Annotated in this window: 21 protein-coding genes, 1 tRNA gene and 1 pseudogene; 6 read left to right on the forward strand and 17 right to left on the reverse strand. The window is 47.7% G+C overall.

Going from position 1 to position 22,081, the window contains the following annotated elements; genetic code table 11:
- Window positions 1-52 precede the first annotated feature (52 nt).
- From ACKPVM_RS13090 to gpt, 9 genes and pseudogenes are all read right to left on the reverse strand, one after another.
- Window positions 53-1,111: pseudogene (locus ACKPVM_RS13090) on the reverse strand (YfjI family protein); the annotation flags it as partial.
- Between the two features lie 103 nt (window positions 1,112-1,214).
- On the reverse strand, window positions 1,215-1,451 hold the full coding sequence (locus ACKPVM_RS13095; protein WP_071822604.1) for a helix-turn-helix transcriptional regulator: 237 nt from the start codon (window positions 1,449-1,451) through the stop codon (window positions 1,215-1,217).
- A gap of 116 nt (window positions 1,452-1,567) precedes the next feature.
- Complete coding sequence (locus ACKPVM_RS13100; protein WP_409309580.1) at window positions 1,568-2,581, reverse strand: hypothetical protein; 1,014 nt, start codon at window positions 2,579-2,581, stop codon at window positions 1,568-1,570.
- Window positions 2,582-2,982: 401 nt separating this feature from the next.
- Window positions 2,983-3,058, reverse strand: a tRNA-Thr gene (locus tag ACKPVM_RS13105).
- 188 nt (window positions 3,059-3,246) lie between these two features.
- Window positions 3,247-4,500 carry a glutamate-5-semialdehyde dehydrogenase gene (proA, locus tag ACKPVM_RS13110; RefSeq protein WP_409309581.1) on the reverse strand — a complete coding sequence of 418 codons (1,254 nt, stop codon included), beginning with the start codon at window positions 4,498-4,500 and terminating at the stop codon, window positions 3,247-3,249.
- A 10-nt stretch (window positions 4,501-4,510) separates the two neighbouring features.
- Entirely contained in the window at window positions 4,511-5,614 is a 1,104-nt protein-coding gene (proB, locus tag ACKPVM_RS13115) for a glutamate 5-kinase (protein WP_409309583.1), read from the reverse strand.
- A gap of 122 nt (window positions 5,615-5,736) precedes the next feature.
- Window positions 5,737-6,111, reverse strand: a complete 375-nt coding sequence (gene crl / locus ACKPVM_RS13120; RefSeq protein WP_409309585.1) for a sigma factor-binding protein Crl — start codon at window positions 6,109-6,111, stop codon at window positions 5,737-5,739.
- Window positions 6,112-6,207: 96 nt separating this feature from the next.
- A complete protein-coding gene (frsA, locus tag ACKPVM_RS13125) occupies window positions 6,208-7,455 on the reverse strand; it encodes an esterase FrsA (protein WP_409309587.1) in 1,248 nt (415 codons plus the stop codon).
- Window positions 7,456-7,687: 232 nt separating this feature from the next.
- Complete coding sequence (gpt, locus tag ACKPVM_RS13130; protein ID WP_409309589.1) at window positions 7,688-8,146, reverse strand: xanthine phosphoribosyltransferase; 459 nt, start codon at window positions 8,144-8,146, stop codon at window positions 7,688-7,690.
- Between the two features lie 240 nt (window positions 8,147-8,386).
- Between gpt and ACKPVM_RS13135 the strand changes: the two genes are divergently transcribed.
- Together ACKPVM_RS13135 and pepD are read left to right on the forward strand one after the other, a co-directional pair.
- Window positions 8,387-8,749 (forward strand): hypothetical protein, encoded by a 363-nt coding sequence (locus tag ACKPVM_RS13135; protein ID WP_409309590.1) that lies wholly within the window; start codon window positions 8,387-8,389, stop codon window positions 8,747-8,749.
- Between the two features lie 255 nt (window positions 8,750-9,004).
- Window positions 9,005-10,465: a beta-Ala-His dipeptidase gene (pepD, locus tag ACKPVM_RS13140; RefSeq protein ID WP_409309592.1), complete on the forward strand. Its 1,461-nt coding sequence runs from the start codon at window positions 9,005-9,007 to the stop codon at window positions 10,463-10,465.
- 48 nt (window positions 10,466-10,513) lie between these two features.
- Here pepD and dinB read toward each other — a convergent pair whose 3' ends face one another.
- Window positions 10,514-11,572 carry a DNA polymerase IV gene (gene dinB / locus ACKPVM_RS13145; RefSeq protein ID WP_409309594.1) on the reverse strand — a complete coding sequence of 353 codons (1,059 nt, stop codon included), beginning with the start codon at window positions 11,570-11,572 and terminating at the stop codon, window positions 10,514-10,516.
- Between the two features lie 443 nt (window positions 11,573-12,015).
- On the opposite strand from dinB, the gene dpaA reads away from it, so the two are divergent.
- Window positions 12,016-12,738, forward strand: a complete 723-nt coding sequence (gene dpaA, locus ACKPVM_RS13150) for a peptidoglycan meso-diaminopimelic acid protein amidase (RefSeq protein ID WP_409309596.1) — start codon at window positions 12,016-12,018, stop codon at window positions 12,736-12,738.
- On the opposite strand, the gene ACKPVM_RS13155 is transcribed toward dpaA, so the two are convergent.
- Both ACKPVM_RS13155 and lpcA read right to left on the reverse strand, forming a co-directional pair.
- Window positions 12,709-13,476 carry a class II glutamine amidotransferase gene (locus ACKPVM_RS13155; RefSeq protein ID WP_409309598.1) on the reverse strand — a complete coding sequence of 256 codons (768 nt, stop codon included), beginning with the start codon at window positions 13,474-13,476 and terminating at the stop codon, window positions 12,709-12,711. The two genes, dpaA and ACKPVM_RS13155, sit on opposite strands and share 30 nt — an antisense overlap.
- Before the next feature lie 37 nt (window positions 13,477-13,513).
- On the reverse strand, window positions 13,514-14,095 hold the full coding sequence (gene lpcA / locus ACKPVM_RS13160; protein WP_409309600.1) for a D-sedoheptulose 7-phosphate isomerase: 582 nt from the start codon (window positions 14,093-14,095) through the stop codon (window positions 13,514-13,516).
- A 480-nt stretch (window positions 14,096-14,575) separates the two neighbouring features.
- On the opposite strand from lpcA, the gene fadE reads away from it, so the two are divergent.
- A complete protein-coding gene (gene fadE / locus ACKPVM_RS13165) occupies window positions 14,576-17,029 on the forward strand; it encodes an acyl-CoA dehydrogenase FadE (protein WP_409309602.1) in 2,454 nt (817 codons plus the stop codon).
- 75 nt (window positions 17,030-17,104) lie between these two features.
- Here the strand turns inward: fadE and nlpE are convergent, their stop codons facing one another.
- Together nlpE and ACKPVM_RS13175 are read right to left on the reverse strand one after the other, a co-directional pair.
- The gene (nlpE, locus tag ACKPVM_RS13170; RefSeq protein ID WP_409309604.1) at window positions 17,105-17,797 is read right to left on the reverse strand and encodes an envelope stress response activation lipoprotein NlpE; all 693 of its coding nucleotides are present in this window, start codon (window positions 17,795-17,797) and stop codon (window positions 17,105-17,107) included.
- Between the two features lie 118 nt (window positions 17,798-17,915).
- A complete protein-coding gene (locus ACKPVM_RS13175) occupies window positions 17,916-18,464 on the reverse strand; it encodes a YaeQ family protein (RefSeq protein ID WP_409309606.1) in 549 nt (182 codons plus the stop codon).
- Window positions 18,465-18,707: 243 nt separating this feature from the next.
- Between ACKPVM_RS13175 and ACKPVM_RS13180 the strand changes: the two genes are divergently transcribed.
- Window positions 18,708-18,908, forward strand: a complete 201-nt coding sequence (locus ACKPVM_RS13180) for a YaeP family protein (RefSeq protein ID WP_409309608.1) — start codon at window positions 18,708-18,710, stop codon at window positions 18,906-18,908.
- Window positions 18,895-19,155, forward strand: a complete 261-nt coding sequence (gene rof / locus ACKPVM_RS13185; protein WP_409309610.1) for a Rho-binding antiterminator — start codon at window positions 18,895-18,897, stop codon at window positions 19,153-19,155. The genes ACKPVM_RS13180 and rof overlap by 14 nt, the downstream gene beginning before the upstream one ends.
- A 60-nt stretch (window positions 19,156-19,215) precedes the next feature.
- On the opposite strand, the gene tilS is transcribed toward rof, so the two are convergent.
- From tilS to accA, 3 genes are all read right to left on the reverse strand, one after another.
- The gene (gene tilS / locus ACKPVM_RS13190; protein ID WP_409309784.1) at window positions 19,216-20,556 is read right to left on the reverse strand and encodes a tRNA lysidine(34) synthetase TilS; all 1,341 of its coding nucleotides are present in this window, start codon (window positions 20,554-20,556) and stop codon (window positions 19,216-19,218) included.
- Window positions 20,557-20,565: 9 nt separating this feature from the next.
- Complete coding sequence (locus ACKPVM_RS13195; protein WP_409309786.1) at window positions 20,566-20,955, reverse strand: VOC family protein; 390 nt, start codon at window positions 20,953-20,955, stop codon at window positions 20,566-20,568.
- A 162-nt stretch (window positions 20,956-21,117) separates the two neighbouring features.
- Window positions 21,118-22,077 carry an acetyl-CoA carboxylase carboxyl transferase subunit alpha gene (gene accA, locus ACKPVM_RS13200; RefSeq protein WP_409309612.1) on the reverse strand — a complete coding sequence of 320 codons (960 nt, stop codon included), beginning with the start codon at window positions 22,075-22,077 and terminating at the stop codon, window positions 21,118-21,120.
- Between the last annotated feature and the right edge of the window lie 4 nt (window positions 22,078-22,081).

The raw sequence follows: 22,081 nt of genomic DNA on the forward strand, positions 1-22,081 counted from the left end.
TGAAAACCAGAACCTCGCTTAGGGCTGTGTCCACATTACGTGGGTAGGATCATAGTGCGGCAATTCTCGCCATATTTTCTGCCACTTTGGATGCATAATCTTTAAAATCTGATAAGTTTCCCCACAACCCCATTTCGGATTCAACATCATTATAAAATTTAATCCATCGTTGCTCTGCGTCGGGAGTAAAATGCAGGCAGGTTCTTTCATTTTCGACATTTCTATCGATGCTATCATGGACGATCTCTAGCAATCGATGATGGAATACCGGAAGATGTTCACTTGAGCTAACAGGGCTAGTAATTTTTCTGGAACCCTGTGTTGAATCTGGCTGGCAAATTAAGCAGCGAGCGAAAAATCCGATACCTTTCGCTGTATCACCTTTACGCTCCAGATATCCCTTAAAAATATCCGGTTGCACCATCAAAGATAAGGTCAATCTGGCATCTTTAATCAACCGTTCTGGTGAGCTTTTTCTTTCCACTGAGAACGTCGATCCATCCCACATTTTGTTAATGAATGGCAATTCATTCAGCGTGTAGCCATTAAATATAGTGCCAGCCTCATCAGACATGATACCAACTGCTCGCCAGTCTCCACAGAGATAGTCTTTAATCGCCGCTGGAGTGGCATCATTGAACATTAGCTTATACCTGGTTGGCTCAGCCGGATGAGTCGCCAATAGATCTTTTAGCCGTTCATTCGTTGCGGAAGAATCTTTGTTAAGGCGAACATCAGATTTCAGTTTTAATATCAAAGCTTTTTTTTCCGTAGTAAAAATGACTTCATCATTTCGCCAATCCGCAAATTCCTGCGTATATTTTGCAAACAATCGTTCTTCCAATTGGTACAGTGGCCTCATCAATAGTTTGTCCACTGTACTTTTTCGTTCCCCGGATTCTGCCAGCGTCAGTAGAAAAAGAGATGCCGGACCACGTAAATCGCCAGGTCGACCTACATCAATTCTGTTCTGACAAGCAAGAGAAATCGCTCCGAGAACAGATGCAGCAATCAAAGACGGCGGTGCCTGTGTATGTTGCCCAACTTCATGAATTACATTTCTAATGACTGGTGGAAACACATGCACAGGGAAAGGATGTTCATCGAACATAAAGAACCTCATAATCAGTTTAACGTTGAAAATACTTCACCTTAGTAGCTATTCCGCTATTTTTAGCAGAAATAGCAAGATGAGCACTCAGTAATAAAATTTATTAACGTTCATTGATCCAACAAAGAAGATCGCTTAACAACCAAGCACAGGATTTCAACCCTATCGACTTACGCGGTGGGAAGAGACCAACTCTCTCCAGCTTCCAAGCCGTGGAACGAGATACTGATGTGATATGCTGACGCTCTCTTTCACGAACCAATCGATCACAAGGCTCGCCGTAGTCCTGCAAGATTTTTGACCGCTGTATGGGCGTCGGTGGGGTAAATAATGTATTCATTTTGCCTCCTTCGTTTCGGTTGAAGAAGGATGAATCAAGATAAGATGAAAAAAAAGAAGGAGACCTCTTGCTAAGCGCTTATTAAGCGCTTAGCAAGAGGTCAAAAAAAATAAAATTTATTGATTTAATTTCAACCACTTAGATACAACATCTGACGTAAATTTTATGTTGAAATTGTAAGGATTCACGTTAGCGATCGATGTTAATTTATTAGCGATTTCATGGGGGGTTTTCATACCATCCTTTCCTTCACAATATTCCCGCAACAATAGATTAATTATTTTATTATTTCTTGCTGAGTCTCTGAAAGGTTTATTTCTTTCCTCTGGCCGTTCTAACCAACCTTTTACCGTTGTTTGATTAATAGACATATTTCTATTATTAAAGAAATCAGAAACTTTACTAGGAACAACACGCCCATCACGAGACAAAACTTCATTAATTAATACATATATCGCAATTTTACTCGTTGGTGGAAAGTAGGCTCCATCTTCAATCAAAGTCTTTTCCAATAAATCTACATTAACGACACATTCATCATTACTGGATAAATTATATAACTCGACAACAAGGCCAAACATCTCTTTTTCAATAAATAAATTATCAACACTAATCTTTATCGGTTTATGAAAGACAAGATCATTATATGAAAAATCTTTAAACGCAGAGACAAACATCACTCCAGACTTACTTTTCAAATCATTATAATTTTTTTGATCTGACAAAATATAATGATCTCGACCAAAATGTGTAGTCTTAGTTGGCTTTAAATACCAATACCCATAAGCTCTACCATTATACGTAATTTCATCATATCCTTTAAAGAAAGGACCGGACCAATCAGCTTTATATTCAGTTCTAAAATGATCGTCTAATGGTTGCTCAGGGATAAAGGATAGATATTCATGAAGTGGGTTTTCCACATTCTGAAATGGATCTGTTTTGAGATTTAAATGAAATTTAAAATCTTTGTCTTTCCTCTCATAATCCAGAGCATGCCTCATAGTACACAACTCACCATCAAAAGAAACAAAGATGCAAAACTTCCCCTTTATCCATTCACTAATAATGAATTCGATATCTATACCATACTGACTAACAATTTCTGATATAGGGAAAAACTTTTTCATTACAAATCCCCAATACGCGCTTATCAAGCGTTTAAATTTATAGATATTACAAAGAGTTGTAAATATAAAAGTTTAATTGTCATATGACAGTATCTTGCACACCAATATATCGAATAACCACATCAGCTAAACAACAGCCTAACGACAACTACATGCAGCTCCATCAGACTTATGTAAGCCCCACAAACGCCCTACCGGCATGAAGGATTGATCGTTCCACAAAATGACAGGCCCAGACGCGGTAGACGCTACAAAGCAAGCATCGCAAAATGAGATGGCGGAAATTTAGTAAAAACACATTTGAGATGATCTATACATTGTAACTTGTGTACCCCGGAGTGTACCCGAGAGCAAGAAAAGGAAATTTCAGAGAGAGGGTGTTCTGTAACTTATTGATTTTATGGTGCCGATAATAGGAGTCGAACCTACGACCTTCGCATTACGAATGCGCTGCTCTACCAACTGAGCTATATCGGCTTTGAGACTCGCCAGCGAGTGCTGACGATGAACTACGGGATGACAAAGTAGTGAAATCACCGCAGCAAGTCAATAGCTTTGCCGTCCGTTTGCTGGTTTTGTAAACGACCAGAAGAATAACAGGACTCTCTCATTATTTTCACTGCTAATAACGGAGAATCCTATAACTTTCAGGCTTAAGACGACTGTCAGGCGCGGATTAAATCTTCGCCGTAACCAATCCACTTGTAGGTGGTCAACGCTTCCAGGCCCATCGGGCCGCGCGCATGCAGTTTCTGCGTGCTCACCGCCACTTCAGCGCCCAAACCAAACTGTCCGCCATCGGTAAAGCGGGTGCTGGCATTGACGTACACCGCCGAGGAATCCACCTCGCGCACAAAGCGTTCCGCATTGCTGATAGAGCGCGTCAAAATGGCATCGGAGTGCTGCGTGCCGTGTTCACGGATATGGGCAATGGCAGCATCCATGTCGTCCACCAGCGCCACATTGAGGTCGTTAGAGAGCCATTCGTCGTCGTAATCCTTGGCTTCCACCGCAACCACGTTAGCGGGCCCGCTTTGTAGCGTGGCCAAGGCTTCTGGGTTGGCGTGCAGCGTCACGCCAGCCTGTGCCATTTTCTCGCTCAGTGCAGGCAGGAACTGCGCGGCAATGGCGCGATGAATCAGCAGCGTTTCCAGGCTGTTGCATGCGCTCGGACGTTGTACCTTAGCGCTTTCAATCACGGTCAGCGCTTTGGCGAAATCGATGCTCTCATCGGCAAAAATATGGCACACGCCAATGCCACCAGTGATCACCGGGATGGTAGATTGCTCACGGCACAGTTTATGCAGCCCAGCCCCACCGCGTGGGATCAGCATATCTACGTAGCGATCCAGTTTGAGCAGTTGATTGACCAGCTCTCTGTCCGGGCTTTCAATCGCCTGAACCGCAGCGGCAGGCAATCCACTCTGCGCCAGTGCGCGTTGAATCACGCTCACCGTGGCCGCATTGGTGCGATAAGTCTCTTTGCCACCGCGCAGAATCACTGCGTTACCAGTTTTCAGGCACAGGCTGGCGACGTCCAGCGTCACATTCGGACGCGCTTCATAGATAACGCCCACGACACCGAGCGGAACACGCCGACGTTCCAGTTTTAGGCCATTATCCAGCAGACGACCATCGATCACTTCGCCTACGGGATCGTTCAAGCGACACACCTGGCGTACATCATCAGCAATAGCGCTCAGACGCTGCGGCGTAAGTAGCAACCGATCTTGTAACGCGGCGCTCATGCCGTTTTGCCGAGCATCCGCCAGATCCAGCTCATTAGCAGCCAAAATCTCTGCGCTTTCCGCTTCCAGCAGGTCAGCAATCACGTTCAGCGCCTGATTCTTCTGTGCCGTACTCAGCACCGATAGGTGATAGGAAGCTTGTTTAGCCGCTTTGCCCATTTTTTCCAGCATGGCGTGTTCCTTAATTGATAATCATGTCGTCGCGATGCACTGCCACCGGACCGTATTCATAACCGAGGATATCGGCAATCTGCTGAGAATGATGTCCGGCAATCATACGCAACGCATCGCTGTTGTAGCGAGTGACGGCATGAGCGATGTCACGCCCCATCAGGCTGCGGATACGGATCACTTCGCCACGAGAGAAGTTTCCGTCAATAGTACGAATACCTTTAGGTAACAATGAGCTACCCCGTTCAAGTATTGCCGATAATGCACCATCATCTACAGTAATCTCGCCCGCAGGCGGTGCACCAAAAATCCAGCGTTTGCGGTTTTCCAGCGGCGCGTCTAATGCATGAAAACGGGTACCGACAGAGACATTAGCAATCACATCGCCAATCACCCCCGGCTTTCCTCCCGCCGCAATCACGACATCAATCCCCGCGCGACAAGCCACATCAGCAGCCTGAAGTTTGGTCGACATCCCACCGGTACCCAATCCTGACACGCTGTCACCCGCAATACTGCGCAGCGCATCGTTAATCCCCGTCACTTCACGGATCAGCTCCGCATCGGGATTTTTGCGTGGATCGGCGGTAAACAATCCGGCCTGATCGGTCAACAGCAATAGCTTATCTGCATCGGCAAGGATAGCGGCCAATGCGGAGAGGTTATCATTGTCTCCCACTTTAATTTCCGCCGTCGCAACCGCATCATTTTCATTGATAACGGGAACAATATGATTGTCCAGCAACGCTCTCATGGTGTCCCTAGCGTTCAGAAAACGCTCCCGATCTTCCAGATCCGCACGCGTCAGCAGCATCTGACCAATATGGATGCCATAAATGGAAAACAATTGTTCCCACAGTTGGATCAGGCGACTTTGTCCCACTGCGGCAAGTAGCTGTTTAGTCGCGATCGTCGTGGGTAATTCCGGATAGCCTAAATGTTCACGCCCAGCGGCAATCGCGCCTGAAGTCACAATAACAATTCGGTGTCCCGCCGCATGTTGCTGGGCACATTGTCTGACCAATTCAACAATATGGGCACGATTGAGGCGGCGTGAACCGCCAGTCAATACACTGGTGCCAAGTTTCACAACCAACGTCTGGCTGCCACTCATAATTTTCTACCGTTAAAAGTCATAAAAAGATAAATCAAGGAAACGTTGTAACAGGACAGGCGCGTTATGCCAACAGGCTCAACGCGAAAACCTGTGAATAAATAGGGAAGCAGTGGGAAGTATCACGGTCGTGCGATTAACGCACAGGCAGGTTGCATCGATTGCAGTAGTTTTTCCAGACGAAGGTGAAAAGCTTGTTTGGTGTTTTCAATGTGGGCCATGACATCCTGATCTTTAATCGTCTCTTCTCGCCAGTGACCGCTTTTATCATACAAACCCAAATGATAGTTGTAGGTAAAGGCATTTCCCTGATCTTCCAACGTTAACCACCACCCCCAGAATTCCCGCTTCTCGGGTGCAGGTTTTACGTTGACGCAAACGGCCAGACAATCAAAGAAAAAATGTTCATGCTCACACTGGGCCTCGCGCAGATACGGCCCCAGTGATGCAAAATGCTTCATGAGTCTGCTTTTCGGGTGTCCACTTGGTAACATCATCGGCAATCTCCTCTGGTTGCACATTCTTTTTAGCAGAGAATGGCAATTTATCAACCATTTGGCGAAATAATGACACAATCAACACCACTCTCACGATTAACGTAACTGCTTTTGCAGCCAATCGCTGATTTTCTGTAACGCACCATGAAAATTTGCATAAACGGGTGAAAAATTAACGGGCAGCAATTTTCCTTGAGCAGACGAATTCACGATCAGGTTTGCTTCCTCTTTTGGGCTTACAACATCATTATCCCAATATCCGGCCAGCATCGGTGTCGGGCAACGTCGCCCTAACAATCCCTGAGTTTTAAGAGAATAACGTCCCAATTCCGTTTTTAAAGCCATATCGGTAGAGAATGGCATGCCCAAACGACTCGCTAGCACATCCATAAACATATCCGGCACCTGCTGCTGACGCTGAGCATCACATAATAAATGATGCACTACCGGCCCAAGGCACGCGGCGGCTCGCAGACGTTGCGATTCAAGATACGCCAGGCGTACTGCGATATTAGCCCCAAAACGGAAGCCAAAGGCACCTACGCGGCAATGATCAACCCATGGCACATCGGGTAACGAGCGTAATACCTGTTGATGTAGGAAACTCGAATCCTGATCCAGTTTCCAGCGGGAAGAAAATCCAACGGAGGGAACGTCGATAGTCAACATTGCCATACCGGCTGGAGCCAGGTAGTCACGAAACAGGCGATAGTAATCGCTTTGCAGCATATCCAGGCTGCCACACATGAGAATGGTCGGGAAAGGCGCATTTCCCTGTGAAGGCAAATGCAAAAAACCGGTTAGCGTTCCGCCACCTTGGATCGGAAAGGTGAGTTCCTTTAATTCATAGGGAAGGTATTTTGCTGCTTCTTCGTAAGCACGGTTAGCTAATGTCTGTGCCTGTTCAGCCAGCTCATCACCCTTAATATGCGGATACGCCGCAATGCTATAAAGATTAGCGGCATTCAGCCAGCACTGACCTTGCGCACCATTCTCCCCTTCCATGGCCTGCTGTTGCCAGTTCGCCCCTTGCTTTGCCCATTCGTAAATCCAGTTACCACTCCGGTAACCAATAACGGTATCCAAAAGGTGGTCCCGGCTTCTTTCCGCGTTGCTTACGGCGATACGTGCGAGCACCTCTTCAATTTCCCACGGATCAACACCACGCCAGATCCACATCAGGCGGTTGACCATGCGATACCAACTGCGGGTATTCTCACCTTCCAGCGTATAGTGTGCATCCACCGCTTCCTGCGTGTGACGAGATCGTCTTACCAGCGTGGACGTTTCCGCATGCTTGAAGGAGGGTTTGAATAGGGTTTCAGACAGATTAGCTTGCGCCAAAGCAACCTCCGTTAATGTAAACCGCCATTAGCGGCCAGCCAGACGATTGCCATGTGTAACAAACCGCCGTACTTTACAAAATAGAGTTTAACGAACTCCCGATGGTAAAAACAAACAGTAGGATACACAAACACACATTCCGCTCAACGCGGTGAAAAAAACGCACAACGCCCCGAGGCTATAAACAACAATGCCCGGCTAAACCGGGCATTGATAGAGGCAAATATAACCGTTAACGGCCAGACAGCGGCGCAACAAAGACGACGCCCATGTCCCACGGTTGTTCGATCCACGTATCCTGCGGAATATCGACGATGTAATCATCAACCAACGGCTTGCCAGCAGGCTTGGCGAAAATAGTAACAAAGTGTGCTTTGGGGTACATATCACGGATCGCTTTCGCTGTACCACCGGTATCAACCAAATCGTCGACAACGATAAACCCTTCTCCATCCCCTTCAGCACGCTTCAGCACTTTCATTTCTCGCTGGTTATCGTGGTCATAGCTGGAAATGCAAACGGTATCAACATGGCGGATGCCCAATTCACGCGCCAGCAGGGCTCCCGGTACTAAACCACCACGGCTAACGGCAATAATACCTTTCCATTGTTCGGCAGGCAGTAAACGCTGTGCCAGTTTACGGGCATGAATTTGCAACATATCCCAGGTTACGACGTACTTTTCACTCATAAAATATATCCCAGCCGAATCGAAATTGGCTTCATTTGAGTCTAAAGGGGAAAAAAGGTTGCGCGAGATTATAGATATCCAGAGGCATAAAAACCAGTATTTATCTGCCTAACAACCGAGTTTCCACACGATGCGTGCTATCTAAATAAAAATTTGGGAATAAGTCAGCACAAAAAGTCATTGGACGCAGAAAGGAAAAGTCGAGTAAATCACCCTTGAAGAAACCTGACGGAGTCAACGATGGCTATATTATCCCCTTTACTTCAGGATCAAATCACCGTTATTGGAACCAGTCTCATCATTGCGCTGGTGGTCGTACTTTATCTCGCATTCAGAAACACCGTCCAATTACTCTGGCAAAAATCTACACCGCTGGAAGGCAAAATCATACATCGATACCGGCAACCAGCCCAAAAGTCACTCATGCTAATCGATAATGTTTACGGCTATGTTCCTCTCCATACTTGGGAAAATGAGCGTTTTATCCTAAACGTGGAGGCTGGCGGGCAACGCTATGAGGTTGAAACGTCTGAAACCGAATACCAAACCTTATCCATTGGCGATCGCATCACGGTCTATCACCGTCCCGATAACATTCTTTAGTCTCAACGCCTCGAGCGATTTTACTGTTCTTTGACAGTCAGAAGTGCCTTTGGGTATAAGCCGCATGACAGAATTGCCCTCTCGGCACTTTCAGTTTTTCACGTCTAGTTTTTCACGTCGATTTTTCCTGCCCCTGAAAGAAAGTGATATTCTCTCTCAACACGCCATATCGGATGGCTACTCGTGATTAACTTTCCACCTGTCACGCCTGAATATCAGATGCAAAGGCAGGTTTGCTGAAAAGGAGACTCAATAATGTCTGAATTGTCTCAACTTGCCCCACAGCCATTGTGGGACATTTTTGCCAAGATCTGTTCGATTCCCCATCCGTCTTACCATGAAGAAGCGCTGGCTACGCATATCCTTGAGTGGGCAAAAGAAAAAAATATCCATGCCGAACGCGATCAGGTAGGCAATATTCTGTTGCGCAAAGCCGCCACCGCTGGCATGGAAAACCGCAAACCCGTTGTATTACAGGCGCATCTGGATATGGTGCCGCAAAAAAACAACGACACCGAACATGATTTCATCCGTGACCCTATTCGTCCCTACATCGATGGCGATTGGGTAAAAGCGCGTGGCACCACACTGGGTGCCGACAATGGTATCGGTATGGCTTCTGCGCTGGCCGTTTTGGCAGATAACAGCGTCAAACACGGCCCGCTGGAAGTGTTACTGACCATGACAGAAGAAGCCGGTATGGATGGCGCCTTTGGCCTGCAACCGAACTGGTTGCAAGGTGAAATTCTGATCAATACTGATTCAGAAGAAGAAGGCGAAATCTACATGGGCTGCGCCGGAGGCATTGATTTTATTACCCGTTTGCCTTTGGTACGCGAGGCACTCCCTGCCGGTTATCAGACATTAAAGTTAACCATAAAAGGCCTAAAGGGCGGCCATTCCGGTGGAGATATTCATCTTGGTCTGGGAAACGCCAACAAACTATTAGCCCGTTTCCTGTTTGAACAGGCCGATAAGCTGGATCTTCGTATTATTGATCTGAATGGCGGGACATTGCGTAACGCGATCCCCAGAGAATCCTTCACATTGCTGGCACTGCCAGCCGCTAATGTTGAACAACTAAAAACGCTAAGCCAATCGTACCTGTCAACGCTGAAAAATGAGCTATCTGCCGTTGAAAAAAATCTCAACATATTGGTAGAAACCAGCGAAACATCATCACTCGCGTTAACGAAAGATAGCCGTGACCGCCTGCTGGCATTATTGAAATCAACGCCAAACGGCGTAATTCGTATGAGTGACGCAGTGAAAGGAGTTGTCGAAACATCATTGAATGTCGGCGTCGTCACAACGAATGATCAGGAAGCAGAAATTGTTTGTCTGATCCGCTCACTGATTGATAGCGGGAAAGACGATGTTGTCAGTACGCTCACCGCATTAGGACAGCTTGCCGGTGCTCATACTGCGCCTAAAGGCGGCTATCCTGGTTGGCAACCTGACGCCAGTTCGCAAGTCATGCAGTTGGTACGTGAAACTTATCAGAAATTGTTCAACAAAACGCCAAACATTATGGTCATCCATGCGGGTCTGGAATGCGGTTTATTTAAAAAACCCTATCCAAACATGGATATGGTGTCTATCGGACCTACTATTACGGGGCCACACTCCCCTGATGAGCAAGTTCATATCGCCAGCGTAGGCCAATATTGGCAATTGCTGACAGCATTGCTGAAAGCCATCCCTGAACGAGCATAGCCACATTATAAATTAAGGGTGGCTTGCCAAAGCCGCCCTTTATATCGATTATTCCCAGTTCAACACAAGCTGCCGCTCAATTTGCGGATCAAGCAGCGTCACATGCAACCCGACCAACCGGACACCGCGAGATTCTCTCCGATCTGCCCAGGTTTGCTGCGCTAAAGTCATCAGATCCTGTTTATTTAAAACTGGCCACACGTGTTCCTGTGTCGTCTGGCGAAAATCATCAAATTTCAGCTTTACGCCTTGTCGGGCAATATGCAGATCAGGTTTGACCCGCGCTAAACGTCGCTCAAGCTCTGGGTAAAGTTGCTCAATCAGCGCCTCACACTCATGCCAATGGTAGATATCCTTTGCCAGCGTTTTTTCCACACCGACCGACTTACGCAGCCGATCGGGTGAAACCGCGCGTTCATCAATGCCATGACAACGTTCCCATAAAATACGACCGAATTTGCCAAAACTTTTTAATAATTCGGCCAATTCATAACGGCGCACATCGGCACAGGTCAGCATCCCTTTTTCTTCCAACCGTTTCGCAGTGACTTTGCCGACGCCAGGGATCTTTCCCAACGGCAGTTGTAAAATAAAAGGCTCTACCTGATCGGGTGGAATCACATACTGACCATTAGGCTTATTGAGTTCCGAAGCGACTTTGGCAAGAAACTTGATAGGTGCTACACCAGCCGAAGCAGTCAGATTCAGCTCGTTGAAAATAGCCTGACGAATGTCTTCTGCGATCAATGTGGCCGAGCCATTGCAATAAAGACTGTCGGTCACATCCAGATAAGCCTCATCCAGAGAGAGAGGTTCAATCAGAGAGGTATAGCGAGCAAAAATGTCACGGATCTGGAGGGAAACGGCCTTGTAAAGCTCCATTCGGCCAGAGAGCAAAGTCAAATGAGGACAGAGACGTAACGCCGTTGCCGTCGCCATTGCGCTACGAACACCATAACGTCGCGCCGGATAATTAGCCGTGCTGATGACACCACGACGATCCGCGCTGCCGCCGATCGCCAGCGGAATATCACGCAGCCGAGGGTTATCGCGCATCTCAATGGCTGCATAGAAACAATCCATATCCACATGAATGATTTTTCGCATACCCCTCCCCAACGACTGTATAAATATACAGTCAAGTATAGCAATCGGCAAGTGACGAAATAGATCAGACACAACAGGACATTTATTGATCGCACTCTGAGAAAAAATCTCTGGTACGTATTATCGCCATGACATTCTCATGAATGCATAACGCATGAGTATTCTTTATCTCTCATTTTGCCGTAAAAAGGGGAATTTAACGGCCTTGATACTTGCTTAAAATGAAGGCGATGATAATGTAAAACCGTTTTATACCCTTTGCTTTTCAACGTGCGATATTGTCGGCCTCTATTTCACTTCGACTTTCAGGTGCGAGATAGATTGAGTTACATTCAGACAGCTATCGAAATGTATTGGTTATAAATCCGCCTAAAGGCGAAGGAATACGGGACGATAATGTTTACACCGTATATAGCACAGCTTTTATTTCATCAGGATCCATAATGCAAAAAATCGCGCTGTCTCTTGCGATGTTGTTTTTTTTGCCTTCGATTGTTGTTACCAGCGCAGCCAGTGGGCCCGCACCGATAACAAAAGAATTAAAACAGCAAGTATTAGGTTCTCCGATCTATATCCAGATCTTTAAAGAAGAGAGAGTATTAGAACTTTATGCTCAGGTAAGCGGCGAATACCGTTTATTAGACAGCTACCCTATTTGTAAATATTCAGGTGGATTAGGCCCCAAACGCGTTGAAGGGGATTTAAAAAGCCCCGAAGGATTCTATCAGGTTGATTTACGCCAGCTAAAACCAGACAGCCAGTATTACCGGGCGATTAATATCGGTTTCCCGAACGAGTATGACAAATCACAAGGTTATTCTGGTCGATATCTGATGATTCACGGAGAGTGTGTCTCGGTAGGCTGCTATGCTATGACCAATAATTATATCGATGAAATTTATCGTTATGCAGAACAAGCACTCCGACACGGGCAAACGAAAATTGATCTGGCTATTTACCCGTTCCGAATGACGGAACAAAACATGCAGCGCCATCGCAATTCAAACTACTATCATTTTTGGCGCCAACTACAGCCAGGCTATGCCTATTTTAATCAGCACTATCAGCCGCCGGCCGTCACGGTATTTAACGGGCAATATGTCGTTAACCCACCGTTGATGACCAGCCAGCCGCAATCAAATTATACGCTCACCAAAGCAAAATAAGACGAACTCTCCTGGCATGATTTGATGCCAGGTTTCGTTTCCAGTCAGTGGCTGTGTTGCCAGCACCGTCACAATATCGTTCGGCGTTGTCTGTTGCTGAAAATCAATCTCAACATCCTGATCCAATAGCGTTGCTTTACCAAACGGTGCGCGGCGCGTAATCCAGTACAGATTGGTAGAACAGTACCCCATAACAAACCGCCCATCCGACAGCAGCATGTTAAACACGCCTTTCTTGCGTAATACATCGGCTTGTTCTGCGATGTAGCGAAACACAGCAGGCCAGTTACCTGGTGTACGAGGGTAGCGCTGCGATAATTGATGCAATAGCCAGCAAAAGGCAAATTCGCTATCCGTTTGGCCGACGGGCCGAAACATACCGGTTTTTAGCGCACGATAGCCTTTCAACTGCCCATTGTGAGCAAACGTCCAGTTTCTGCCCCATAGCTCGCGGGTAAAGGGATGCGTATTTTCCAGCGATACCGCGCCCCGATTCGCTTGTCGAATATGCGACACCACCGCACAAGACTTAATAGGATAATCCTGTACCAGTTGGGCAATCGGCGAGTTATAGCTTGGCTGGGGATCCTTGAAAGTACGACAACCATCCCCTTCATAAAACGTAATTCCCCAGCCATCTCTGTGCGGTCCGGTACGACCACCACGTTGAATCAGTCCGGTAAAACTGAAACAGATATCCGTCGGCACATTCGCGCTCATCCCAAGCAGTTCACACATCTTAACTCTCCTACCCTCTCCCGCGTGCTTGCCGTTCTTATTTACCAGCCATTTCTTTTTCAATCAGTTGAATCAGGATATGAATCGCTTTGATATGAATCTCCTGAATGCGATCCGCATAACCAAAATGAGGAACACGGATTTCAACGTCTGCCGTTCCGGCCATTTTACCGCCGTCTTTCCCCGTCAGCGTAATCACCTTCATACCTTTTGCTTTTGCCGCTGCAATCGCTTTAATGATATTGCCTGAATTACCCGATGTAGAAATGCCTAAAAGCACATCCCCTTCACGCCCTAGTGATTCAATATAACGAGAAAATACAAAGTCATAGCCAAAATCGTTACTCACGCAAGAAAGATGGCTGGGATCGGAAATCGCAATAGCAGGATAGCCTGGGCGATTTTCACGGTAGCGCCCGGTCAGTTCTTCAGCAAAATGCATCGCATCGCAGTGTGACCCGCCGTTACCGCAGGAAATGACTTTTCCTCCCGCCTTGAACGCGTCAGCCAATAATACCGCCGCATCTTGAATCGATTGAATATTCTCGTCATCGCTCAAAAAGTTATTCAGCGTTTCTGCTGCTTCTTTCAGTTCATTACGGATTAAGTCCTGATACATGGAATCCTCTCATTGTGTCCGGTGACATCATTCTATTCTGCCTTGCAGTGTAGCGGATCGCACAAACAGCGAGAAGCAGACAATCACACGATCGACAGGATCGCTGACGACAATCAGAAAACCGGGAACGGTAGTCAGGTTTGTGAGTCAAGTTGTAATTATGATGTAAATGAATTGATAAAAATAATCAAATGCACTACAACAAATAAAGACAAACAGGTCAGACCTCTTACAACTTAATGCCTCTTTCCCGCGCCATTTTCATGCGACAAAAGCGAATAAGGTTGCGAGGTAAATATCCATTAAGAGCCTATCCCAGTAGGCGTGATTGGTGCAGCCAGTTTGGACACGGACAGCGCGGAGAAACCGGAGCGTACACGTAGTACGTGAGGATTTCGAGCACTGCCCAGGTTCAAAATGGCAAATAAAATAGCCCTAATGGGATAGGCTCTAAGTCGATGACAACACTGGAGACATACTATGGTTGCTGTCAGTATTCTTCTCTTCCTGATTATTATTGGCGCTCTGTTTTATCACCGCATCAGTCTGCTTATTAGCAGTGCGGTACTCGTTACCTATTTTGCTGCTATGTCAGCCATGCAGCTATGGTCCGTCTGGCTGTTGATCCCCTTAGCCATCGTGCTGATTCCTTTTAATATTCAGATAATTCGCCGTCAGTTTTTTTCCACCCCAGCCCTGCAGCTATTCCAGAAGGTCATGCCACCGATGTCCAATACGGAAAAAGAAGCCATTGACGCAGGTACAACCTGGTGGGAAGGCGATCTTTTTCGTGGTTCTCCAGACTGGAAAAAGCTACACCGTTATCCATCGCCACGTCTGACAGCCGAAGAACAAGCCTTTATTGACGGTCCGGTGGAAGAAGCCTGCCGTATGGCGAACGACTTTGAGATCACCCACGAGCGTGCCGATCTACCGCCAGAACTATGGGAATTTCTCAAACAGCATCGTTTCTTCGCCATGATCATTAAAAAACAGTACGGTGGTCTGGAGTTTTCCGCATATGCACAGGCGCAGGTTCTGCAAAAACTGGCAGGTGTTTCCAGCATTCTGGCGATCACTGTCGGCGTTCCAAATTCATTAGGCCCAGGAGAGTTGTTACAACACTACGGCACCGATGAACAAAAAGATCACTATTTGCCTCGCCTCGCATGCGGTCAGGAAATTCCCTGCTTTGCGCTAACCAGTCCTGAAGCCGGATCGGATGCGGGTTCCATTCCAGATACAGGGGTTATCTGCTACGGCCACTGGCAGGGTGAGCAGGTTATCGGTATGCGACTCACCTGGAATAAACGCTATATCACGCTGGCACCGGTCGCGACGGTTCTCGGACTCGCCTTTAAACTCTATGATCCTGACCATCTTCTGGGTGACACCGAGGATATAGGGATTACCTGTGCACTCATTCCAACCCATACCGAAGGCGTACAGATTGGTCGCCGTCATTTTCCCTTGAATATCCCATTCCAGAATGGGCCAACACAGGGCGAGAATATTTTTGTCCCTCTGGATTACATTATCGGTGGGCCGAAAATGGCCGGACAAGGCTGGCGCATGCTGATGGAATGCCTGTCAGTCGGTCGAGGTATTACTCTGCCTTCCAACTCCACTGGGGGCCTGAAATCAATCGCCCTCGGCATCGGCGCGTATGCTTATATTCGTCGCCAGTTCAAAATCTCCATCGGTAAAATGGAAGGCATTGAAGAACCACTGGCTCGTATCGCGGGTAATGCCTACGTCATGGATGCAGCATCCACGCTGATCACCAGTGGCATCATGCTGGGTGAAAAACCCGCGGTATTGTCCGCTATTGTCAAATACCACTGTACCCACCGCGGTCAAAGGGCGGTATTGGATGCAATGGATATCGCCGGCGGTAAAGGCATCTGCCTCGGCCCTTCCAACTTCCTTGCTCGCAGCTATCAAGGATCGCCCATTGCCATTACCGTTGAGGGCGCAAACATTCTGACACGCAGTATGATCATCTTCGGTCAGGGTGCTATCCGCTGTCATCCGTATGTTCTGGAAGAGATGGCGGCTACGCAAGACAACGATATTGCCCGCTTTGATCGTGCGTTATTCGGTCATATTGGGCATGTCGGCAGCAACAACGTTCGTAGTTTCTGGCTGGGAATCACTCATGCCCGTCTGAGTCATAGCCCAGTCAATGACGAAACTCGCCGTTATTATCAGCAACTGAACCGACTTAGCGCGAATCTTGCCTTGCTGGCTGATATATCGATGGCGACACTGGGTGGCAGCCTGAAACGCCGGGAACGGATTTCAGCCCGTCTGGGAGACATTCTGAGCCAGCTCTATCTGGCTTCAGCGACGTTAAAACGTTATGACGATGAAGGACGACAGAAAGCAGACTTGCCGCTGGTACATTGGGGAGTGCAGGATAGCCTTCATCAGGCAGAACAGGCGATCGCTGAGCTGTTACGTAACTTTCCGAACCGTATCATTGCGAGCTTGCTGAGATTTATTATCTTCCCTCTGGGCCGCAGCAACGATATGCCATCCGATCATCTGGATCATGAGGTGGCGAAGCTATTGCAGACTCCCTCAGCAACGCGTAGTCGTCTGGGACGCGGACAATATCTCGTCGCCAGTGAACATAACCCGGTAGGTCTGTTAGAAGAGGCATTGAGGGATATTCTGGCGGCCGAACCTATTTATCAACGCTTATCCAAAGCCAGTGGAAAGCACCTGCCATTTATGAGGTTAGATCAGTTGGCGGAACAAGCGCAGGCAGAAGGCAAAATCACGGCGGAAGAAGCTAGCATTCTGATCAAAGCCGAAGCTAGCCGATTACGGTCAATCAATGTTGACGATTTCGAGCCAGACACCTTAGCCGCCGATCATCGCCAACCGACGTCCTCCCCACGGCAGGAGAGAAAAACAGAAGCGGCATAAGCGATATCCCCTTTCGGCAGAAAACCCAAAGGGGATATCATCTCGCCACGATGACCACATTTTTATCTCGCGGGCTTATTCTGCCCGCGAATCACAATGCCCTTTGGCGTTCATTTCAACATTATTTTTAGCCGGAACCAGAGCTTTGGTCATTTGCCCCTCCTCCATGGAAGGAACCATCGCAAAATAAGCCGTAAATATCGTTAAAACCGGGCCACCAGGCTCCGTTACCGTTGCTAAATAGCGTCTTTCCAGTTGAATATTATTCTGCACCACAAACGTTTTACCGGTAGCACAATCAGCGAAAGTGGCAGCATCTGCCATATAGCGATACATTCCTTTCATCGTCATCGGCGTATCCGGTAGCGGTTGCTCTGTTACATTGAGTCGATAAGACAAAGACGATTGAATCACGGTTCCTTGCTGATCAAGCATCTCCAACCCATCGCCGATCGGACGAAAATAGCGCTTTTCACCCTGACTATTTGTTAACACCAGCTTATCCGCAGTTCTGCGCCATTGCCCATACTCGGCAAAGGTATTCGTACCTTCACGAGTCGTCTGATAATGTTCTCGCAAAATGAACGTGCCATCTTTTTCCAAAAACAGCGACGTATCAATCCCTTCACAATCAGCACAGGGAAGCGTACCGCGATAGCTTTGCGCCATCGGCGTAAGTCTATCTTCCTGAATGTTCGAGCGCGTGTGACAACCAATCAAAACAGAAATACCTGCAATAAACAGCATACCAAGAGCCATTTTTTTCATCGTTATTCTCCCGTGGCCTTTGTCATCTCTTCCAAGATGCCCCATCAATTTACCGATACAAGACAAAATCGTGTCGAGTTGAAAGAGGGCATTTTGCCTGAACATTTATATACCGCAGTTATCTCTGAGCGCTTTGCCACTCATCGAACGCGATTTCCAGACTATTCTCATCATCTGACAGCCAAATCGTGCCTTCCTGCAAGGTCGCTTGTAACGTCATATTGCGCTTAGCTAACGCAGCAAGCAGAACCATTTGCCGGTCGTCAATAAAACGAACAGATAGATTTTTATATCCAGCTATTTTATCGGCAATATTTTGCCACCATACTTGCCCGGCGCGATCGTTGTATGCATATAAGACAACGGAGCGGGATTGATGACAGGCTTTTTTCAGTCGTCTTTCATCCGGCAGCCCAAGCTCAACCCAGAGAACCAATTCCATTGTGTCATTATGTAGCCAGATCTCAGGTTCATCATCTGCACTTAATCCCTTCGTAAACCGCAAATTTTCATCGGCATGGCAGATCCAAGCGAGTAAGCGCAGCATCATGCGCTGCTCCGTTTCTGAAGGATGTTGTGCGATGGTCAGACTGGCATCGTGGAAAAAATGACGATCCATATCTGCGATATTCACTGTTGCTTTATAAACCGTTGCTTTTAATGCCATCTGATACCTCGTATTTGTCCGCTCATAGTGTACTTGAGTTAGCACTATCCTCACAGTAAAGGTGATATCTGCCACGTAACCGGAAGATTAGGTATCGGAGGAATACTGATATCCTGACGGTGCCTATGCTATAGTCGTTTAGATACATAGAGTTTATCTTCGTAGGCTTACAGCATGAGTACCGCCACGCCAAGGCGATGATGCATGAATGCCTACCGGGTTAAGCTTTCAAGGGAGGATATAGTGCAACAATACTGTGAATTAGTACGCCGCTTATACGCAGAGATCGGCAGTGGCGATCTGGGCTATATACCCGACGCACTGGGTTGTGTATTGAAAACCCTGGATGAAATCGCCGCAAATGCGGCCTTGCCATCCTCTGTCAGGGAACAAGCGGCATTTGCCGCTGCTAACTTATTGGTGAGCGATTATGTCAATGAGTAACGAATATCAACCCATCAACTGTGATGATTACGACAATCTGGAAGCGACCTGTCAGCAGAACTTAACGCTGACGCTGGAACTACGTAGTGGTGAGATCGTCACGGGTAAAGCCAGCGATATGATCTCACGTAAACATGTGGAATACCTGGTGATCGAAGAGTCGGGCTCGACACGCGAGCTGAGACTCGATCACATTGTCAGCTTCAGCCATCCGGAAATAGGAAAAGTCGTCGTCAGTGAATCCTGACATTCCACACACTTTTCTTCAAAACGGACAACCTGTGCACACTCCCCTGGTTGTCCGTTTTCATTTCACGCGGCAACCTGCCAGATTCGTTTTATGCCAATCGATACGCCAGCAGGGCTCATTCTCCTCCACTTGCCCTTCTCGCGTCACAAACTGACCCAATGCTGCGATCGGCTGTTCATCATAAAAGACAATCGGCGTTCGATCGCGCCACCAGGGCGGGACGTGTAATTCCTGCCAAAGTTTCTTGATCTGACGCCCATGCGCCCGACCAACAATGTGGACCGTGCCGCTAACGTTGAAACGAATGCTGACGACCTCTTCCAAACGAGGCTGACGAACAACGGTGCCAGCGTCAGATAACGCTAGCGTGCCCAAACCATCGGGTAAGGTCAGCGGCCCAGCTTGCGGCTGCCACGGTAAAATGCAGGACTTCAGCGAAGACATTAAAGGCAATATATAGAGATGCTGGCGAAAACGTCTTATTTGCCAAGAACCGAACTGAAGCACAGGCTCAGCATCTTCACGACTGGTTGCGACCTCTTGCCACAATCGGTTCAACCCATCACGTGATGGCATCGGTACGCCCTGTTCAGCAAGCCATCGACGTAACAACGCAGAACGATGTGTTGCACTCAATGGTATTAGCCCATTGATACTCAAAGCACCATCACGCTGGCACAAGGTGTGCAGCGATTCAGCCAACAGTTCGTCCAGTAATTGTTCCTGCTCGGCACAAAGCTGCGCACTACGCGCCACGGACGAAGCAAAGTGCGGCCAGCGCTGTGTTAACAGAGGTAAGACGCTAAGACGCAAGAAATTTCGGTCAAAACGCTCATCCTGATTACTATTGTCTTCAATCCAGCTCAGTTGATGTTCGTTTGCATACTGCACCAACTGTTGACGTGAAAACCCTAACAATGGTCGGATCAAGGCATGACCATCCACTTGTGCACGAGCTGCCATGGATGAAAGCCCAGCTGGGCCACTGCCGCGCTTGAGCGCCAACAAAAAGGTTTCACTCTGATCGTCAAGATGCTGTGCCGTTATTAAGGTTTCATCACTTTGCAAATGCGCACTTAAGGCTTGATAACGTGCTTCTCTTGCCGCCGCCTCGATACCGCCATTTTGCGTATCGACCTTTACTGGTAACACAGCGAAAGGCACCTGCCATTGCTGACAACAGTCACGGCAGTGTTCGGCCCAACTATCGGCTAGCGGATTGAGACCGTGATGCACATATGCTGCACGAACAGTCCGTCCCTTTTTGTCATCACGCTGACATAGCGTGGCGACAAGGTGCAGCAATACACTAGAATCCAGCCCACCGCTGTACGCGACGAGCACACGACGATGATCCGCAACAGATTCAGCCACTGCATTAAGCAAAGCCTCAGCGATCTTCACGGCTTAAACCTCATACAGTTCAAGGGGCAATCCGTCAGGATCGCAGAAAAAGGTAAACCGACGCTGTGTCTCGGGATCGATGCGTACCGGCTCGCAATTCACGCCTGAATTCATCAACGCGTTTATTGCTGAATCAATATCTTTAACCGAAAAAGCGAGGTGACGTAGGCCGCATGCTTCCGGTCGACTGACACGTTCTGGAGGAGCAGGGAAAGAAAACAGCTCAATCACGTATCGATCGTTCAACGCCAAATCACCTTTCCACGAATCTCTTTCCGTTCGATACACTTCGTTTTGCAGCGAAAATCCAAGTACGTCACAGTAAAAGACTTTGCTGCGCGCATAGTCAGAGGCAATAACCGCAATATGGTGCACATCAAGCAGCTTCAGCATCATTCAGCCCCTAATAGCAAAAAATCCGCTGTCATTCCTGATAGCGGATTCAGACTTATTGGGAAAAATCCCCCAGTTTCCCCTTCACAAAGGAGAAACTGGGGAAAGGTATATCAAACAAGATAAACAGATTCGCTAATTATGTAATCCGCTATCACAAAATCAGCAGTAACCGTAATTCATCAAACGCTGATAGCGGCGGTTCAGTAATTCCTCTTCGCTCAATTCATCGAGATCGAGCAAATCAGCCAGTAATTGTGCTTTCAGCGATTCCGCCATTACCGGTACGTTACGATGAGCAGAACCAAGTGGTTCCGGGATCACCGTATCGATCAGCTTCAGTTCTTTTAGACGCGGAGCAGTAATCCCCATCGCTTCCGCAGCGAGCGGCGCTTTATCTGCACTTTTCCACAGAATAGAGGCGCACCCTTCCGGGGAAATAACGGAATAGGTACTGTACTGCAACATATTCACTTTATCACCGACACCAATAGCCAACGCGCCGCCGGACCCGCCTTCCCCAATCACGGTACAAACAATAGGAACACGTAGCGTCGACATTTCGCGCAGATTGCGAGCAATCGCTTCAGACTGACCACGCTCTTCCGCGCCCACGCCAGGATAGGCACCCGGCGTATCAATAAACGTAATAATTGGCAATTTGAAACGCTCCGCCATTTCCATCAAGCGCAACGCTTTGCGATAACCTTCAGGGGCTGGCATACCGAAATTGCGGCGGATTTTTTCTTTGGTTTCGCGTCCTTTCTGGTGACCAATAATCATCACCGGACGACCATCCAGACGCGCAATCCCACCGACAATCGCCTTATCATCGGCATAAGCACGATCGCCCGCCAATTCATCAAAATCGGTGAAAATATGCTTAATATAATCAAGCGTATAGGGACGTTGTGGATGACGCGCCAGCTGCGCGACTTGCCATGCACCCAGATCGGAGAAAATTTTACGCGTCAGTTCAACGCTCTTCTCACGTAGACGCTGGACTTCTTCATCCAGATTAATATCTAATTTTTCGTCTTGACGGCTGACTGCGGTCAGCGAGTCAATTTTCGCTTCCAACTCTGCAATCGGCTGCTCAAAATCAAGAAAATTCAGACTCATAGTA

This window comes from Pectobacterium hainanensis, assembly GCF_046237015.1.
Classification (GTDB): Bacteria; Pseudomonadota; Gammaproteobacteria; order Enterobacterales; family Enterobacteriaceae; genus JBJYIN01.

Excerpts from the sequence above, each read along its gene's own strand:
- ACKPVM_RS13100 (WP_409309580.1), bottom strand. The coding sequence starts at position 2,581 with ATGAAAAAGTTTTTCCCTATATCAGAAATTGTTAGTCAGTATGGTATA.
- proB (WP_409309583.1), bottom strand. The coding sequence starts at position 5,614 with ATGAGTGGCAGCCAGACGTTGGTTGTGAAACTTGGCACCAGTGTATTG.
- accA (WP_409309612.1), bottom strand. The coding sequence starts at position 22,077 with ATGAGTCTGAATTTTCTTGATTTTGAGCAGCCGATTGCAGAGTTGGAA.
- fadE (WP_409309602.1), top strand. The coding sequence starts at position 14,576 with ATGGTTGCTGTCAGTATTCTTCTCTTCCTGATTATTATTGGCGCTCTG.
- lpcA (WP_409309600.1), bottom strand. The coding sequence starts at position 14,095 with ATGTATCAGGACTTAATCCGTAATGAACTGAAAGAAGCAGCAGAAACG.
- ACKPVM_RS13175 (WP_409309606.1), bottom strand. The coding sequence starts at position 18,464 with ATGGCATTAAAAGCAACGGTTTATAAAGCAACAGTGAATATCGCAGAT.
- gpt (WP_409309589.1), bottom strand. The coding sequence starts at position 8,146 with ATGAGTGAAAAGTACGTCGTAACCTGGGATATGTTGCAAATTCATGCC.
- dpaA (WP_409309596.1), top strand. The coding sequence starts at position 12,016 with ATGCAAAAAATCGCGCTGTCTCTTGCGATGTTGTTTTTTTTGCCTTCG.
- ACKPVM_RS13135 (WP_409309590.1), top strand. The coding sequence starts at position 8,387 with ATGGCTATATTATCCCCTTTACTTCAGGATCAAATCACCGTTATTGGA.
- rof (WP_409309610.1), top strand. The coding sequence starts at position 18,895 with ATGTCAATGAGTAACGAATATCAACCCATCAACTGTGATGATTACGAC.
- nlpE (WP_409309604.1), bottom strand. The coding sequence starts at position 17,797 with ATGAAAAAAATGGCTCTTGGTATGCTGTTTATTGCAGGTATTTCTGTT.
- proA (WP_409309581.1), bottom strand. The coding sequence starts at position 4,500 with ATGCTGGAAAAAATGGGCAAAGCGGCTAAACAAGCTTCCTATCACCTA.
- ACKPVM_RS13155 (WP_409309598.1), bottom strand. The coding sequence starts at position 13,476 with ATGTGTGAACTGCTTGGGATGAGCGCGAATGTGCCGACGGATATCTGT.
- crl (WP_409309585.1), bottom strand. The coding sequence starts at position 6,111 with ATGATGTTACCAAGTGGACACCCGAAAAGCAGACTCATGAAGCATTTT.
- dinB (WP_409309594.1), bottom strand. The coding sequence starts at position 11,572 with ATGCGAAAAATCATTCATGTGGATATGGATTGTTTCTATGCAGCCATT.
- ACKPVM_RS13095 (WP_071822604.1), bottom strand. The coding sequence starts at position 1,451 with ATGAATACATTATTTACCCCACCGACGCCCATACAGCGGTCAAAAATC.
- pepD (WP_409309592.1), top strand. The coding sequence starts at position 9,005 with ATGTCTGAATTGTCTCAACTTGCCCCACAGCCATTGTGGGACATTTTT.
- ACKPVM_RS13195 (WP_409309786.1), bottom strand. The coding sequence starts at position 20,955 with ATGCTGAAGCTGCTTGATGTGCACCATATTGCGGTTATTGCCTCTGAC.